16 protein-coding genes and 1 pseudogene are annotated in these 15,552 nt (G+C 60.4%); 4 read left to right on the forward strand and 13 right to left on the reverse strand.

Annotated features, from left to right (window positions below):
- Positions 1–337, reverse strand: a pseudogene (locus tag ACIQ36_RS06200) (allantoinase); the annotation flags it as partial.
- A 119-nt stretch (positions 338–456) separates the two neighbouring features.
- Here ACIQ36_RS06200 and ACIQ36_RS06205 point away from each other — a divergent pair.
- From ACIQ36_RS06205 to ACIQ36_RS06215, 3 genes are all read left to right on the forward strand, one after another.
- Complete coding sequence (locus ACIQ36_RS06205) at positions 457–1,695, forward strand: M20 family metallo-hydrolase (protein WP_395826931.1); 1,239 nt, start codon at positions 457–459, stop codon at positions 1,693–1,695.
- 17 nt (positions 1,696–1,712) lie between these two features.
- A complete protein-coding gene (locus ACIQ36_RS06210) occupies positions 1,713–2,891 on the forward strand; it encodes a M20 family metallopeptidase (protein ID WP_395826933.1) in 1,179 nt (392 codons plus the stop codon).
- 82 nt (positions 2,892–2,973) lie between these two features.
- Entirely contained in the window at positions 2,974–4,185 is a 1,212-nt protein-coding gene (locus tag ACIQ36_RS06215) for a urate hydroxylase PuuD (RefSeq protein WP_395826936.1), read from the forward strand.
- Between the two features lie 3 nt (positions 4,186–4,188).
- Here the strand turns inward: ACIQ36_RS06215 and ACIQ36_RS06220 are convergent, their stop codons facing one another.
- Positions 4,189–4,974, reverse strand: a complete 786-nt coding sequence (locus ACIQ36_RS06220; RefSeq protein WP_395826938.1) for a hypothetical protein — start codon at positions 4,972–4,974, stop codon at positions 4,189–4,191.
- Positions 4,971–5,426, reverse strand: a complete 456-nt coding sequence (locus ACIQ36_RS06225; RefSeq protein WP_395826941.1) for an ABA4-like family protein — start codon at positions 5,424–5,426, stop codon at positions 4,971–4,973. Before ACIQ36_RS06225 ends, ACIQ36_RS06220 begins: the two co-directional genes overlap by 4 nt.
- An 87-nt stretch (positions 5,427–5,513) precedes the next feature.
- Here ACIQ36_RS06225 and ACIQ36_RS06230 point away from each other — a divergent pair, with 87 nt between their 5' ends.
- On the forward strand, positions 5,514–6,125 hold the full coding sequence (locus ACIQ36_RS06230; RefSeq protein ID WP_395826944.1) for a TetR/AcrR family transcriptional regulator: 612 nt from the start codon (positions 5,514–5,516) through the stop codon (positions 6,123–6,125).
- A 4-nt stretch (positions 6,126–6,129) separates the two neighbouring features.
- Here ACIQ36_RS06230 and ACIQ36_RS06235 read toward each other — a convergent pair whose 3' ends face one another.
- From ACIQ36_RS06235 to chvE, 10 genes are all read right to left on the reverse strand, one after another.
- Positions 6,130–6,291 carry a hypothetical protein gene (locus ACIQ36_RS06235; protein ID WP_395826947.1) on the reverse strand — a complete coding sequence of 54 codons (162 nt, stop codon included), beginning with the start codon at positions 6,289–6,291 and terminating at the stop codon, positions 6,130–6,132.
- On the reverse strand, positions 6,281–6,523 hold the full coding sequence (locus ACIQ36_RS06240) for a type II toxin-antitoxin system Phd/YefM family antitoxin (protein ID WP_395826950.1): 243 nt from the start codon (positions 6,521–6,523) through the stop codon (positions 6,281–6,283). Before ACIQ36_RS06240 ends, ACIQ36_RS06235 begins: the two co-directional genes overlap by 11 nt.
- A gap of 66 nt (positions 6,524–6,589) precedes the next feature.
- On the reverse strand, positions 6,590–6,934 hold the full coding sequence (gene uraH, locus ACIQ36_RS06245) for a hydroxyisourate hydrolase (RefSeq protein WP_395826953.1): 345 nt from the start codon (positions 6,932–6,934) through the stop codon (positions 6,590–6,592).
- A complete protein-coding gene (gene uraD / locus ACIQ36_RS06250) occupies positions 6,934–7,443 on the reverse strand; it encodes a 2-oxo-4-hydroxy-4-carboxy-5-ureidoimidazoline decarboxylase (RefSeq protein WP_395826956.1) in 510 nt (169 codons plus the stop codon). The genes uraH and uraD overlap by 1 nt, the downstream gene beginning before the upstream one ends.
- A 31-nt stretch (positions 7,444–7,474) precedes the next feature.
- Positions 7,475–8,422 carry a Gfo/Idh/MocA family protein gene (locus tag ACIQ36_RS06255; protein WP_395826959.1) on the reverse strand — a complete coding sequence of 316 codons (948 nt, stop codon included), beginning with the start codon at positions 8,420–8,422 and terminating at the stop codon, positions 7,475–7,477.
- Between the two features lie 219 nt (positions 8,423–8,641).
- Positions 8,642–10,384 carry an L-arabinonate dehydratase gene (araD, locus tag ACIQ36_RS06260; protein WP_395826961.1) on the reverse strand — a complete coding sequence of 581 codons (1,743 nt, stop codon included), beginning with the start codon at positions 10,382–10,384 and terminating at the stop codon, positions 8,642–8,644.
- A gap of 13 nt (positions 10,385–10,397) precedes the next feature.
- A complete protein-coding gene (gene araD1 / locus ACIQ36_RS06265) occupies positions 10,398–11,375 on the reverse strand; it encodes an AraD1 family protein (RefSeq protein ID WP_395826964.1) in 978 nt (325 codons plus the stop codon).
- Positions 11,376–11,457: 82 nt separating this feature from the next.
- Entirely contained in the window at positions 11,458–12,636 is a 1,179-nt protein-coding gene (gene mmsB, locus ACIQ36_RS06270; RefSeq protein WP_395826966.1) for a multiple monosaccharide ABC transporter permease, read from the reverse strand.
- A gap of 2 nt (positions 12,637–12,638) precedes the next feature.
- Positions 12,639–14,168 (reverse strand): multiple monosaccharide ABC transporter ATP-binding protein, encoded by a 1,530-nt coding sequence (mmsA, locus tag ACIQ36_RS06275; RefSeq protein WP_395826969.1) that lies wholly within the window; start codon positions 14,166–14,168, stop codon positions 12,639–12,641.
- Positions 14,169–14,226: 58 nt separating this feature from the next.
- Entirely contained in the window at positions 14,227–15,291 is a 1,065-nt protein-coding gene (chvE, locus tag ACIQ36_RS06280; protein ID WP_395826972.1) for a multiple monosaccharide ABC transporter substrate-binding protein, read from the reverse strand.
- Positions 15,292–15,552 lie beyond the last annotated feature (261 nt).

Genomic DNA, 15,552 nt, shown 5'->3' on the forward strand with positions numbered 1-15,552 from the left:
GGTAACGCTCCAGGGCCATGCCGACCGCATAGACGGTCAGCGGCATGTCGAATTCCTGGAACAGCCGCAGCAGCCGCCATACTCCGGCGCGGCTGCCGTATTCGTAAATGCTCTCCATATTCATATGCCGCGCGCCAACAATCGGCTGCGCGCCAATGATTTCCGACAGAAAGGCTTCCGAGGCCGCATCGCCGTGAAGAACACAGTTCTCGCCGCCCTCTTCGTAATTCAGCACGAAGCTCACCGCGATCTTGGCCCCGTTCGGCCATTGGGCCTGCGGCGGGTTTGCGCCGTAGCCGATCATCTCGCGGGGGTAGGGAAGGCTCGAAAAACTCATGGCGTTATTCCTGCATGGTTTGCACTGCTGAGGCTGGGGAAGCGTGACGCAATTGTCGCGCCGTCTTTTCCGTGTCAGCCTAGTGATGATGTCGAAACGGTATCGAGTGAGACGGACGGATGACAAGAGCGGTGCTGGCGGAGCATGTGAGCGAAGCGCGGCTATGGTCGCGCTTGAGCGATCTTGCCGCGATTGGCGCGACTCCGAAAGGCGGGGTTTGTCGGTTAGCGCTCACGCCGGAGGATGGTGCAGCGCGGGTGACGCTGGCCGGATGGGCCAAAGCGCGCGGCTTTAGCGTTTCCGAAGACGCCATCGGCAATCTCTATGTGCGCCGGGAAGGCACCGACCCCAGCCTTGCGCCGGTGATGACCGGCTCGCACCTCGACACGCAGCCAACGGGCGGGCGGTTCGATGGCGTCTACGGCGTGCTCGCCGGGTTTGAGGTGCTGGAAGCCTTGGACGATGCCGGAGTGCAAACCCGCCGCGCCGTGGAGGTCGTCGGCTGGATGAACGAGGAAGGGGCGCGGTTTCAGCCGGGCTGTATGGGCTCGGGCGTTTTCGCGGGCGCGATGCCGCTCGCCGAGATGCTGGCCGTCGCCGATAAACAGGGCGCGACCGTGGGCGAGGCAATAGCCGCCTTGCCAAAAATCGGCCCCACGCGGGATTTCGGCTTTCCCGTTCACGCCTATGTGGAAGCTCATATCGAACAGGGGCCGCGTTTGGAGGCGGCGGGCGATACGATTGGCATCGTGACCGGCATTCAAGGCGCGCGCTGGTTCGCCGTCGAGATAACGGGCAGCGAGGCCCATGCGGGCACAACCCCGCGCGCCCAACGCAAAGACGCGCTGATGGCGGCCCTTGATGGGATTCAGGCGCTTCGGGCGCTCATGACCGACCCGGACGATCAGGTCCGCTTTACCGTGGGGCGGATGGAGGTTTTCCCCGGCTCGCCCAATACGGTGCCGGGCAAGGTTTTTTATACCATCGATTTCCGCCACCCGGACGCCGCGACCGTGCAGCGCTTGGGCGATCTGGTGGTGCCCACGCTCGAGGCAGCGGCGGGGCCGTGTGCGATCAGTGTGCGCGAAACCTTCACCGGCCCGCCGGTTGCCTTCGATCCGCTAGTCGTCGATCAGGTTGCGGCTGCCACAAAAGCCCTGGGGTATGCGCATCACGCCCTTCCCTCCGGCGCGAATCACGATGCGAAATTCATGGCGCGGCGCTGCCCCACCGGGATGATCTTCATTCCCTGCTTGGGCGGCGTTAGCCACAATGAGGCCGAATCGGCGACCCCGGCAGACTGTGTTGCTGGGGCGCGCGTTCTCGCCGAAACTCTGCTCGCCCTAGCCCAATCGTAAAACCGAACGAGAAGAAAATGACCTTCAATCCCGCCGCCGTCCGCCCCGAACTTATTGCGATCCTGACCGATCTGATTGCGCGCCCCAGCCCTTTTCCCTCGGGCGATTGCCGGGCGATCAACGCCTATACCGCCGAGCGACTGACGCGCGCGGGTTACAGGGTCGAGGTTCTGGCCCGGTCGCCGGAGACCGAGGCGCAAGGTTATACGAATGTCGTCGCTAAACTAGGCTCGGGTGAGCCGCGCCTCGTGTTCAATGCCCATTCCGATACGGTTTCGGTCGGCGAACGGGCGATGTGGCACACGGACCCCTTCACCGCCGTCGAAAAGGACGGGTTGATCTATGGGCTCGGCGCGGGCAACGGTAAGGGCAATATGGCCGTGCAGATCTGGCTAGCCGAGGAAATCGCCCGGCGCGGCGGGCCGATGACGGGCGAGGTCTGCTTCAGCTTTGTCTCGGATGAGGAGAACCTGGGGCCGGACGGTATGTTCTACCTGCGCGAGATCGGGGCCGTTAAGCCGCAGGTGCTGGTTTTGGGCGCGCAGACGGAAAATCAACTCATCACCGCCGAGCGTGGTGTGATGTGGGTGCGCATCGAAACTACCGGAACGGCGGCGCACGCGGGCAATCCGGCGGCGGGCGATAATGCCATTCTTCGTATGCTGCGCGTGCTCAGCCAACTCGATGCAGTGCTGAGCCCCCGATTGGCGGCGCGGCGCGACGGGGCGATGCAATCCACCAATAATATCGGCATGATCCGGGGCGGGCATAACACCAATGTCGTGCCGAATTTCTGCTGGGTGGAACTCGACCGCCGCGTGCTTCCCTCCGAAAAAGTGCCCGATGCTTTCGCCGAAATGAAGGCCATCGTTGAGGCTATCGATGAGCCCGCAGGCACCGTAAGCATCGAGCTGTTGCGCGGGACGAACGGTTTCCGCGCCCCCGAAGGTGGGCAGGGCGTTACGGCGTTCCAAAAGGCGATCAAGGCCGTAACGGGGGCGGATGCGCGCTTCCTCAATGCCACTGGCGTGTCGGACGGGCGCTATTTCGCCGATGACGGCATCGAAATCATCAACTTCGGCCCCGGGGCGGGGGCGCAGGGCCATGCGGCGAACGAGAGTGTTCCTATCGATCAAATGGTAACGGCGGCGGAAATCCAGCTAGCCATGGTTCAAGATTTGCTTGGCGTAAAATAACCAGAAATAGCGATTGTTAAGGGGCTGTCGCCCCTTAACGGGGGTGCAGGGGCACAGCCCCTGCTAGAGCGGAGACAAATGGATGGCGCTTGAGGCCTATTTGCTCGATTGGGCGCAAATGTTGGTGCGCTGGCTGCATCTGATTACAGGCATCGCCTGGATCGGCTCGTCCTTCTATTTCGTCTGGCTCGACAATCATTTGGAGGTGCCGCCGAAGGACCCGAACCCGCGCGTTTATGGGGAAATCTGGTCGGTGCATGGCGGCGGTTTTTACCATAACCGCAAGTTTATGACTGGGCCGGGCTGGATTCCCGAAAAGCTGCACTGGTTCAAGTACGAGGCCTATTTCACCTGGCTGAGCGGTATGGGCCTGCTCGCCTTGCTCTATTGGGCGGGGGCCTCGACGTTTATGGTCGATCCCGCCGTCATGCCGCTGGAGCCCTGGCAGGCGGTGGCGATTGGCGCGGGGGCTTTGCTTGGCGGCTGGTTGATCTATGAGGGGCTGTGCCGCACGGAGTTGGTGAAATCCGGGATGGATTTTGCCGTTATCGGCTTAGTCCTTTTGGGATTAATTGCTTTCGGGCTTAGCCAGCTTCTCGGCGGGCGGGCGGCCTTTATCCATATCGGCGCGATGATTGGCACCTGCATGGTCGGCAATGTGTTCTTCGTGATCATCCCCGGTCAAAAGAAAATGGTCGCGGCGATTGCGCAAGGGCAAGAGCCTGACCCAATCTACGGGCTGCGCGGCAAGCAGCGCTCGGTTCACAATAATTACCTCACCCTGCCCGTGCTGTTCATCATGATTAGCAACCACTACCCGATGACCTATTCGGGGGCGTGGAACTGGGCCGTGCTGATGGTGATTACGATTGCGGGAATGCTGATTCGGCATTTCTTCAATTTGAAGCACAAGGGCATCATTAAGCCGTGGCTGCCTTTGACCGGCGCGGCCTTGCTGGCGGCGGTGGCGGTCTTTCTTTATCCGCGCCCGCAGGCGCCCAAAGGCCCCGCCATTGTGATTGCGCCGGAGAGAATCACCTTCGTAAATGTGCAGGAGATCATCAACAACCGCTGCGTTTCCTGCCACGCCGCCACCCCCTCGCGCGGGAATTTCGTTACGGCCCCGGCGGGGATCAAGCTGGAAGATCCGGCAGATATTAAACGCTGGGCCGGGCGGATTCACGAGCAGGCGGTTATTCGCCGGTCTATGCCCCAGGGCAACGTAACGGCGATCACCGAGGAGGAACGGGCGCTGTTGGGGGCCTGGTATCTAGCCGGGGCATCGGGCAAGTAGGGACTACAGAAACGCTCGCCCGGCGATGGCTTGAAGGAGGGTGGCGACCGTTACCAGCGTGCCGAGCGCGGCCCCGCCGAAAAGCCAAGCGCGCCCTTGCGGGATGTTGAGTCGCCCGAGGAGCAAGGCTAGCAACGGCAGCGCTTGCATCATATGCAGGCCGAAAAAATGGGCGACGCGCAAGTCGCCGCCGTCGCGCGCCCAGCCGACAATCGGCAGGCCCCCGGCATCACTCGCCATCCCGCCGACCCAATGGCCGGGCTGGCCGCCCATCCAAATGCCGGTAATCCCGCCGAGGATGCCGCCGAGCAAAAGCCCGAGTCCCGCCCCGATGGCAAGGACGGGCGACCTCGCCGGGCGGCGCAGGATCAGCGCGCCGATCCACGCCGTTGCAGCCACCAGAATGACCGCGCCAATCCCCATCAGTGAATAGAGCGCCGCCGTAACGGGCGTTGCGAGATTATAGTGCGATCCACGCGCTTGGGCCGCCTGATAGGTGATGTAAATCACCTCGAAAAGCGAGGTTCCAATCATCGCCATCGCCAGCCAGAAAACCAACCGACCGGTGCGCTTTTCTTCCTGAAGAAACTCCAAAAGAAGCGCGACCGTGAGCAGGTGAACCGCCAGCGACGCCTGAAACTTCATCGGCTTAATCCAGACCGAAATTCCATTGAACTGCCGCGCGTCGAGCAGATAGGCCAGCCCGGTCGGGATCAGGCTCAGCGCCATCAGAACCCCAACGGCGGCGAGCCAGCGATTGCCCTGGTAGAGGGAAGACAGGATCATCATCGTGGTTGGTCCTTAAAAGAGGGCTGAAAGGCCGTGCGCAGCATGATCCACAGCAGCAATCCCGCCGGGCCGAACAGAAAGGCCAGTGGCAGAATGGGGATCAAGACCCAACGGGGGAGGCGGCGGCGCTCGGCATCGCGGGCGATCCAGGTGCCGATAAAGAGATCATAAGCCAGATAATGAACCCAGCCCGCGAGCAGCAACCAGTCGGACTGAAACAGTTTGCCGACGTCGGCGAGGCTCCGGAAGCCGCCCTCCGCCCCCCACCAATGGATGGCGATAATGGCCGTATAAAGGGTGGAGAGAATCAGCGGAATTATAAGGCCGGGACCCCAGTCGCGCAGGGCTCGCCACCGGAAAGCGATGGTTAAGGTTAAAATCACCCATCCTGAGAGGGCGAGCGTGCTGGCCGTGCCGAAAAGCGCGGCGGCGGTCATAGGGGGGGTGGGCATGCTGCCTCCAGAGGGTATCTTGTCATTGGCAAGATTGAGCATAACCCGAAACTTGTCAACGACAAGATCGTGCGTTAAAAAAAAGCAATGACTGATAAAACCCCACGCTACCACCACGGCGATTTACGCGGTGCGCTGATTGCCGCCGGGCGCGCGATTTTGGAAGAAGCGGGGGTGCAGGCCCTTTCGCTGCGGGAAGCGGCGCGCCGGGCCAATGTCTCGCACGCGGCCCCGCGCCATCACTTTCCCAGTGTTCGGCATTTCCTGAGTGATTGCGCGGCGGACGGCTTTGATGAGTTCACCGAGTCCTTGCACGCCGCCGCCGCGACCGAGACGGTTCCGAGCGAGGCCGTAATCGCCATGGCCGCCGCCTATGTGCAGTTCGCCGCCGACCATCGCGCGATGTTTCTGTTGATGTTCGACTGCGATAGCCTTGAAGAGGACACGCCCGCGCTTGCTGCCTCCGGCTCCCGCGCCCATGCGGCCCTGGTGACCGCCGTGCGGGCCGTCGATCCGGCGGTTGCGGGCGACGACCTCGAATACCGGGTGGCAAGCGTTTGGTCGCTCGTCCACGGCTATGCGCATCTAATGCTAAAGGCAAAAACCCACCAGCGCCCCGGCGGGGCCGCGACCGCGAAGAGGATGGCGATGCGGGCAATGCGGGACTATCTGCGCGGGGCGCGGGCGGCTGAGGGGTAGCTACTTAGCTTGGTAAACGCTCGACGGGATCGACGACGGAGAGAAATAGCCGGTCTGCATGGGCTTCTAGCCAGAGCCCGAGGGTGGATGACGGCTGAAGCGGGGAGGCGGCAGAGACGATATTGGTATCGACGAGATACAGCATTGCTGCGGCATTAAAGCTCAATATCGCGCAAAGCTGCGCTGTCACGCTCCGGCTGATCCCCCGGCTCCAGCGGTGCACTCATCAACAGGCGCGCAAACGAGGGAACCTGACTGAGCCGCTGCCATTCATCGAAGCCGAGCACAACGGCTTCCGGTTTGCCGTGCCGGGTGATAACGGAGAGTTTGCCGCGAATGGCATCATCCACGACGGCAGAGAGGCTGGCCTTGGCATCGCGTAACTGAATTTCCCGCATTTTCCGTCCCCCCTTTCGAAAGCTGGTGAAGACTGTAGTCCTGGGCGTAGCGAGGCGCTGAACACCTCAACTCCCCCGGTACGTACTAAACCCAAACGGCGAGACCAGCAGCGGCACGTGATAATGCCCTGTCGCCTCGGCAATCCCGAAGCGGATGGGCACCACATCCAGAAATTTCGGCTCCGGCAGCGCAAGGCCGAGGGCGTCGAAATAAGCGCCGATATGAAAGCGCAACTCGAAACTGCCGGTTGGGATTGTCTCACCCGCCAGCAGCGGCGCATCGGTACGCCCGTCGCTATTGGTGACGGCCTCCAGCAGTTTTGCCCCGCTGGCGTCAAACAGTTCGATGCGCACCCCCGCCGCCGGTTTGCCCTGGGTGGTGTCGAGAATATGGGTTGAGAGGCGGGCCATTAGTCCCCCAGAAGGTTGGTGAGGCGCAGGCGTGCGATTTTGGCGACTTCGGCGAGGGCGGTTGAAAACTCCGCCTCCCGGCTATTCGTGATCCGCCGTCCGAAAGCCGCCAGAATGCTAGCCTTGGTATTCTCCCGCACCGCGATGATGAAGGGGAAGCCGAATTTTTCCGTATAGGCGATGTTGAAGGCGGTGAAGCGCTGGAACTCTTCCTCGCTCAGCCGGTCGAGGCCCGCGCTAGCCTGTTCGGCGGTGGAGGCATCGGTCAGCGCCCCGGCGCGCGCCAATTTTCCGGCAAGATCGGGGTGGGCGGTCAAGAGGGCGAGCTTCTGGGCCTCCCCGGCGGCATCGACCGCCGCCACCATTGCCGTATGCAGAGCTTCCAAGCTGGCAAAGGGCCGCGCGGGCGCAACCGCCTCGGCCACCCAGGGCGAATGTTCGAAAATCCCGCCGAGCGTTTCTATGAAACTCTCGGCGGGGGCGGTGTTGAGATCGGCGAGTATCGTCATCCGCTCAGCTTGCGGAAACCGCCGCAAAATCTCAAGCGGCGTCCCAGTCGAACGGCGCAACCGCGTGGCGCTTGCCGATCAGGAAGGCATCGGCGACCAAGTGCAGTGGGCTGCCGTCCACCTCCGAGCGTTTTTCATCCAGCAGGGTTTTGAAGCGCGCGTAAATCGCCGGATACTCGGTATCGCTTTCATCGATGACCAACTGCCCGCCAAGCCACAGTTTCGTACCCCCGTGGGTGAGGGTAAGGGCTAGGCCGCTTTCGGTGACGACCTCGATGCTCCACGTTTGCTCCCCGCGCTGCATCCAATCGACCTCGACGGTGGCGTCTACCTTCGGCGACCGGGCATCGGCGAGGGTTAAGCGCGCGGCGATGGGGGTGTGGCGGTTGGCCGGAAAATCGAGGTCCGCCGTCGCGACTGTCAGCCGATCCGGGAAGATTTCGGTCAGAATTGAGAAAGCGTTGATCGTGGGATCAAAGACCCCAAAGCCACCGGGGTGCCACACCCATTCCTGGCCAGGATGCCAGCGGTTCACGTCCTCCTTCCACGTCACGGTCAGCCGCGCGAGCGTCTCTGTCGCCAGTAGTTCTTTGGCTTTGGCGACGCCGCGATTGAAGCGCGAATGCCAGGTTGCGAACAGCACCCGGCCCGCAGCGTGTGCCGCCGGGGCGAGGGTTAGGGCTTCGCTCACCGACGGCGTCGGCGGCTTTTCCATCAGCACATGTTTCCCGGCGGCAAGTGCTCGCCGCACCAGATCGGCCCGGCCTTGCGGCGGCGTACACAGGACTAGCGCATCAAACTCCGGCCCCTCGCGTAAGAGCGCATCCAAATCTTTGAACTGCGGCAGGCCCTGGTACGAAACCGGCGCACGGCTGGCCAGCGCCACCAGATCGAACGCCGGGTTCGCGGCAATCGCTGGGAAATGCTGCGCCTTGGCGATGACGCCGACGCCCATGAGAGCCAAACGATAGGCTGCCATAAATATCATCCTCTGTTGGCAGGGGCGCTGCCCCTGCATCCCCGCTTAAGGGGCGGCTACCCCTTAAGAATCCGAGTTTCCTTAGGTGGAAGCGATATCTTTTAGCGGAGAAACCTGCTCAAAAGAAATCCGGATTACCAAGGGGCGAGCCCTTGGTTGGGGTTCCCGAGCGTTTGACGCGCAAAGCACGTCGGGGGCAAAGCCCCTGAAAACGCTCCCCTAATGCGAATCGCGCCCGATCCCGGAGCCTCGGCAGCCCCGCAGGAAGTCGAAATCGACCCCCTCATCGGCTTGGGTTACGTGCTCGACATAGAGTTGCGCGTAGCCGCCCTGGGGTTTTGGCACCGGGGAGACCCAGGCTGCTCGTCGCGCGGCAAGCTCGGCGTCGCTCACATCGAGATGCAGGCGCCGGCCCGGCACGTCGAGTTCAATCATATCGCCGTTCTGGACCAGCGCGAGCGGGCCACCGTCGGCGGCTTCCGGCGCAACGTGCAGAACGACCGTGCCGTAGGCGGTGCCAGACATGCGCGCGTCGGAAATCCGCACCATATCGGTCACGCCGGTTTTCAGAACCTTTGCGGGCAGGCCCATATTGCCGACCTCGGCCATGCCGGGATAGCCCTTCGGTCCGCAGTATTTGAGTACCATCACACAAGACGCATCGATATCGAGCGCGGGATCGTTCACGCGGGCGTGATAATCCTCAATGCTCTCAAACACCACGGCGCGGCCCCGATGCTTCAGAAGATGCGGCGAGGCGGCGGAGGGTTTTAGTACCGCACCTTTCGGGGCCAGATTGCCATTCAGCACAGCGATCCCGCCCGAGGCTGTGAGGGCCTTTTCCTTTGGCAGAATGACATTTGGGTTATGGTTCGGCGCATCCTTCACCGTGTCCCACAGACCGATACCGGAGACGGTCAGCGCGTCGCGGTGCAGAAGATCCATTTCGCCAACGGCGCGGATCACGGCGGGAAGGCCGCCCGCGTCATAAAACTCTTCCATCAGATATTCGCCCGAGGGCTGAAGATTGAGGATGGTCGGCACATTGCGCCCGAACTGGTCCCAATCGTCCAGCGTCAGCGGAACGCCGATGCGCCCGGCCAGCGCTAGCAGATGCAGCACGGCATTGGTGGAACCGCCGATAGCCCCATTCACGCGAATAGCATTCTCGAAAGCTTCGCGCGTCAGCACGTCCGACGGCTTCAGATCGTCTTTGACCATCTCGACGATGCGCCGCCCGGAAAGCTGCGCCAGCACGCGCCGCCGCGCATCGACCGCCGGAATCGCGGCATTGCCGGGCAACGTCATGCCCAAGGCTTCGGCCATCGACGCCATCGTCGAGGCGGTGCCCATCGTCATACAACTCCCGGCGGATCGGGCCATGCCCTGTTCGGCATCCATAAAATCTTCTAGCGTCATTTCGCCAGACTTTACCATTTCCGAGAATTTCCAAACGGCGGTGCCGGAGCCGACGTTCTGGCCGCGCCATTTGCCGTTCAGCATCGGCCCGCCGGAGACGACGATGGTGGGAATATCGACGCTGGCGGCCCCCATCATCAGCGACGGGGTGGTTTTATCGCAACCGACCAGCAGCACGACGCCATCGATGGGGTTATTGCGAATGGCTTCTTCGGCATCCATCGCGGCGAGGTTGCGGAACATCATCGCCGTGGGGCGCAAGGTGCTTTCGCCGCAGGAGAAAACCGGAAATTCCACCGGAAACCCGCCTGCCTCATAGACGCCGCGCTTCACCCGTTCGGCGATATCGCGGAGGTGCGCGTTGCAGGGGGTGAGTTCCGACCAAGTGTTGCAGATGCCGATGATCGGTCGCCCGTCGAAGGTGTCCGCTGGAAGCCCCTGATTCTTCATCCAGGAGCGGTGCATGATCGCATTTTTGCCGGTGCCGCCGAACCATTCCTGGCTGCGCAGGGACCGGGGCCAAGGGGCTTTAGTGAAGCTCATGATCCGGGATTCCTTAAAGCGCTTTAACGGCGGGAGTGTTGGCGGGGACAATGCTCAGCGGGTTGCGCAGCGGCAGGCCGAAGTCTGGCACTGCGATTTCGAACACATCGCCGGGCCGCGTCGTAATGCCATCGGCAAACGACAGCGTGGCCGTGCCGAATAAATGCACATGCACATCGCCCGGCTGGCGGAACAGCGCGTATTTGAAGTGGTGATGCTCCAGATTGGCGATGGTGTGGGACATATTGTCTTCGCCCGACAGGAACGGTTTTTCCCACAGCACCGCCCCGTCGCGCAGAATCCGCGAGGTGCCTCGACAATCTTTCGGCAAATCGCCAATCAGAAGCTCTGGGCCGATGGCCGCCGGGCGCAGTTTCGAATGGGCGAGGTAGAGGTAATTCTGCCGCTCGGTCACATGGTCCGAGAACTCATTGCCCAAGGCAAAGCCCAGGCGAAACGGCGTGCCGTCTTCCCCGATTAGGTAGACGCCCGCAATTTCGGGCTCTTCGCCGCCGTCGAGGGCAAAATCGGGCGAGGGTAGGCGCGCGCCGGGAGCGATCAGTGCCGTGCCGGTCCCCTTATAGAACCATTCCGGCTGCACGCCGGTTTGCCCGGCGGCGGGTTTGCCGCCCTCAAGGCCCATTTTGAACATCTTCATCGAGTCCGTTAGGACTTCCTCATCCCCCAGCTTCTTATGCATCGCGTCCCGCGCGGCAGCCGAACCCAAATGGGTCAGCCCCGTGCCGGTGATGTGCAGATGCCCAGCATCGCTATGGTCGATGGGGGAGAGCAGCGTGACGGTGCTCAAATCCACACTATCGCCCAAGCCTTGGGCCGCGACTTGCGCCTCAAGCCCCCGCCCGGCGGCAATGGCGAGCGCGGCAAGATCATAGATCCGGCTAACGCCGTTGACGATCCGCGCGTCACTGCCGGGGGTGCGGGCCGCAACCTTGCGGTCGCCGGTCGGGGTGAGGATTTGCGAAAGCAGCATGATCGTTTTTCCTTATCATCAGGCAAGCCGAACCCGCTCCCCCGCACAGCAGCGGAGGCGGGGAGAAGCTTAGGGACGGGCTTTAGGCTTTGTTCTTATTGTAAACGTCGATGTAAACCGCGAGCGCTAGAACGAGACCCTTAATGATCTGCTGGTAATCGATGCCGATTCCCATGATGGACATGCCGTTATTCATAACACCCATAATGAATGCGCCGATAACTGCCCCGATAACCTTACCAACCCCGCCGGAAGCTGAGGCCCCGCCGATAAAGCAGGCGGCGATTACATCAAGCTCGAACGACAAGCCCGCTTTTGGCGTGGCGGTATTCAGACGCGCGGCGAAGATCAATCCTGCGAGCGCGGCGAGCACGCCCATATTGACGAAGGTCAGGAACACGAGACGCTCGGTTTTGATCCCGGAGAGTTTCGCGGCCTTCTCGTTGCCGCCCAGGGCATAAATGCGCCGACCGATGACCGTGCGGCTGGTGACGAACTCATAGGCCATAATCAGCGCGAACATGACGATCAGTACATTCGGCAGGCCCTTATAGGAGGCCATCAGATAGCTGAAGTAGCTGAGAGCGCCCATCAGCAGCAGCGCTTTCGCCCAGAACAGCCCCGTGGGCTCTTGACCCAGCGACAAATGCTGCACGGCTTGGCGCTTGCGGCTATCGCGGTAGAGAATGAGCAGGGCGACGGCAATGCCGATAATCAGCGAGGTGATCTTCAGCCCCGGCCCCTCAAAAATTTCTGGGATGAAGCCGGAGCTGAGGCGCTGGAACGGCACCGGGAACGGGCCGATGGATTGGCCTTGCAGCAGCGCGAGCGTGAGCCCGCGAAACACCATCATCCCGGCCAAGGTGACGATGAAGGAGGGGATTTTGAGTTTCGCAACCCAATAGCCCTGAAACGCGCCGATCAACCCGCCGACGATGAGGCATATTACGATTGCGGGCAGGAAATGCATTTCATACTGCACCATCAGCACGGCGGCGAGCGCCCCGATGAAGCCGACGATGGAGCCCACCGACAGATCGATATGCCCTGCGACGATGACGAGCAGCATCCCCAGCGCCATAATCACGATATAGCTGTTCTGGAGAATAAGATTGGTCACGTTCAACGGTTGGAGCAGCGTTCCATCCGTGGTGAACTGGAAGAAGGCCATAATGATGACCAGCGACAGCAACAGGCCATAGTCGCGCAGATTGCGCTTAATATAAGTCTGCGTGCTCGTGTCTTTTAGTGCGATGGTCATGTCTAGGCCTCCCCATTCCGCATAATCGCGCGCATGATTTTTTCTTGCGTCGCTTCGGCCGCCGGAAATTCCCCAACGAACCGCCCTTCATTCATGACATAGATCCGGTCGCAAATGCCCAAGAGTTCCGGCATTTCCGACGATATCACGATCACGCCCCGGCCTTCGTCGGCCAGTTGATTGATGATCGTATAGATCTCATACTTCGCCCCGACATCGACCCCGCGCGTCGGCTCGTCCAGAATCAGCACGTGCGGATCGGCAAACAGCCATTTGCTGAGCACGACCTTCTGTTGATTGCCGCCCGAGAGGTTGAGCGTTTGCTGAAACACGTCAGAGCAGCGGAAGGACAAGCGCCGCCGATAGTCCTCGGATACCTCCGCCTCGCGGCCTTCATCGATCACCAAACGCTTCGAAACATTGGGTAGGTTTGCCAGAGTAACGTTTTTAGTGATGGGCTCGCTCAGCACTAAACCCAAGTGCTTTCGGTCTTCGGTCACATACGCGATGCCTTGGTCGATCGCCTTCTCGATGGTTGAAACGTCGATGCTCTTACCAAAAAGCTTCGCCTCGCCACTGATTTTTGTACCGTATGAGCGACCAAACAGGCTCATCGCGAGTTCCGTGCGCCCGGCCCCCATCAGGCCCGCAATCCCCAGCACTTCGCCGCGCTTTAAGTGCAGGTTGACGCCCTTAATCATTTCGCGGTCGGTATGGATCGGGTGATGGGCGCGCCAGTCGCGCAGCTCGAAAATCACCTCGCCAACCTTCGGTTCGCGCTTCGGGTAGCGGTCGGCCATTTCGCGGCCCACCATGCCCTTGATGATGCGGTCTTCGCTCACGGGCTCGCCGCCGAAATCGAGAGTTTCGACCGTATAGCCATCGCGCAGAATGGTGATGCGGTCGGCGACTTTGGCGATTTCGTTCAGCTTATGGGAAATCAGAATGGAGGCAATGCCTTGGCGCTTAAACTCGCTCAGCAGCGCCAGCAGGTTTTCGCTGTCGCTTTCATTGAGGCTTGCCGTCGGCTCGTCCAGAATCAGCAGCTTCACTTTTTTTGAAAGTGCCTTGGCGATTTCGACCAGTTGCTGTTTGCCGACGCCCAAATGGGTAATCAGCGTATCGGGGGATTCCTTCAGCCCAACCTTATCCAGCAATTCCTGCGTGCGCGTATGGGCAAGCGTCCAATCGATAACGCCCCAGCGCCCGGTTTCATTTCCCAGAAAAATATTCTCGGCAATCGACAGGAGCGGCACCAAGGCCAGTTCCTGATGAATGATAATAATGCCGCGTTCTTCGCTATCGGCAATGTCGGCGAATTTTTGGGCTTCGCCTTCGTAAAGAATATCGCCCTCAAAACTTCCGTGCGGATAAACCCCGCTTAAAACCTTCATTAACGTCGATTTACCGGCCCCGTTTTCGCCGCAAATCGCGTGAATTTCCCCTGGTTGAACGGACAAGGTCACGTTCTTCAAGGCCTTAACGCCGGGGAAGCTTTTGCTGATCCCCCGCATTTCCAGCAATGCGCTCATCCCCAAACCCTCAAGTCAACCGGCCCCCTCGTGCGGAGAGGGCCGGAGGCTCAGCAAGCTATTGAATTTGTTCTTTTTTGTAGTAGCCGCTGCCGATCAGAACGGCTTCCCAATTGCTGGCATCGACCGAAACCGGCTTGAGCAGATAGGAGGGGACGACCTTCACGCCATTATTGTACGTGGTCGTGTCGTTGATTTCCGGCTTGCCACCCGAGAGCACCGCATCGACCATGCCGACGGTGACTTTGGCGAGTTCGCGCGTGTCCTTGAAGACGGTCGAGGTTTGTTCGCCCTTCAGGATCGACTTCATTGACGGGATTTCAGCATCCTGCCCGGTCACGACCGGCATTTTCTGTTCTTTGGAGCCATAACCGACGCCCTTCAGCGACGAAATGATGCCAATCGACAGGCCATCATAGGGCGACAGCACGGCATCGACGCGCTTTTGTCCGTAGAAGGCGCTCAACAGATTATCCATGCGGGATTGTGCAACGGCACCGTCCCAGCGCAGGGTCGCGACCTTATCCATGCCGGTTTGCTTGCTTTGCACGACCAGCTTGCCGCTATCGATGTACGGCTGAAGCACCGACATAGCGCCATTATAGAAGAAGAAAGCGTTATTATCGTCAGCCGAACCGCCGAAGAGTTCGATATTGAAGGGGCCTTTGCCGTCCTTCAGGCCGAGTGACTTTTCAATATAGCTGGCTTGCAGCACGCCGACTTGGAAATTATCAAACGTTGCATAGTAATCGACATTGGCCGAACCGCGAATCAGGCGGTCATAGGCAATGACTTTAATCCCGCTATCGGCGGCTTGCTTCAGCGCGCCGGTCAACGTCGTGCCATCGATGGCGGCGATAACGAGAACTTTCACCTTCTTGGTAATCATATTCTCAATCTGCGCGAGCTGATTGGGAATATCGTCTTCAGCATACTGAAGATCGGTCTTGTAGCCGCGTTCTTGGAAGGTTTTTACCATGCTGGCGCCGTCCGAAATCCAGCGCGCCGACGATTTGGTCGGCATCGAAATGCCGATAAGGCCCTTATCTTGGGCGCTTGCCGAGGCGGCAAAGGCCATCACGCCGACCGCAACTGCGGCGACTAGGTTTTTGAACGCTAGCATTGTTTCTCTCCCTAACATATTGATTAATCGAGTTTTTATTTGAAAAGTAAAACTCGAATGACACGTGGTTCGCACCTCTGGCAGTCACCCCGCTGCCAGTCGATGCCGGGGCTTTGGGCTATTCTTGAGGGCCGCCGGTTAGGGCTTTCCCAAATCCTCAGACCATTGCCCCGTTAGGGCTGACGGTCGAATTTTTTGATATAATTGTCAAATACGCATTAGCGTAGTTAACATATCATATTTGGTATATCGAAAAGGCCC

This window comes from Elstera sp., assembly GCF_044372965.1.
In the GTDB taxonomy this organism is placed as follows: Bacteria; Pseudomonadota; Alphaproteobacteria; order Elsterales; family Elsteraceae; genus Elstera.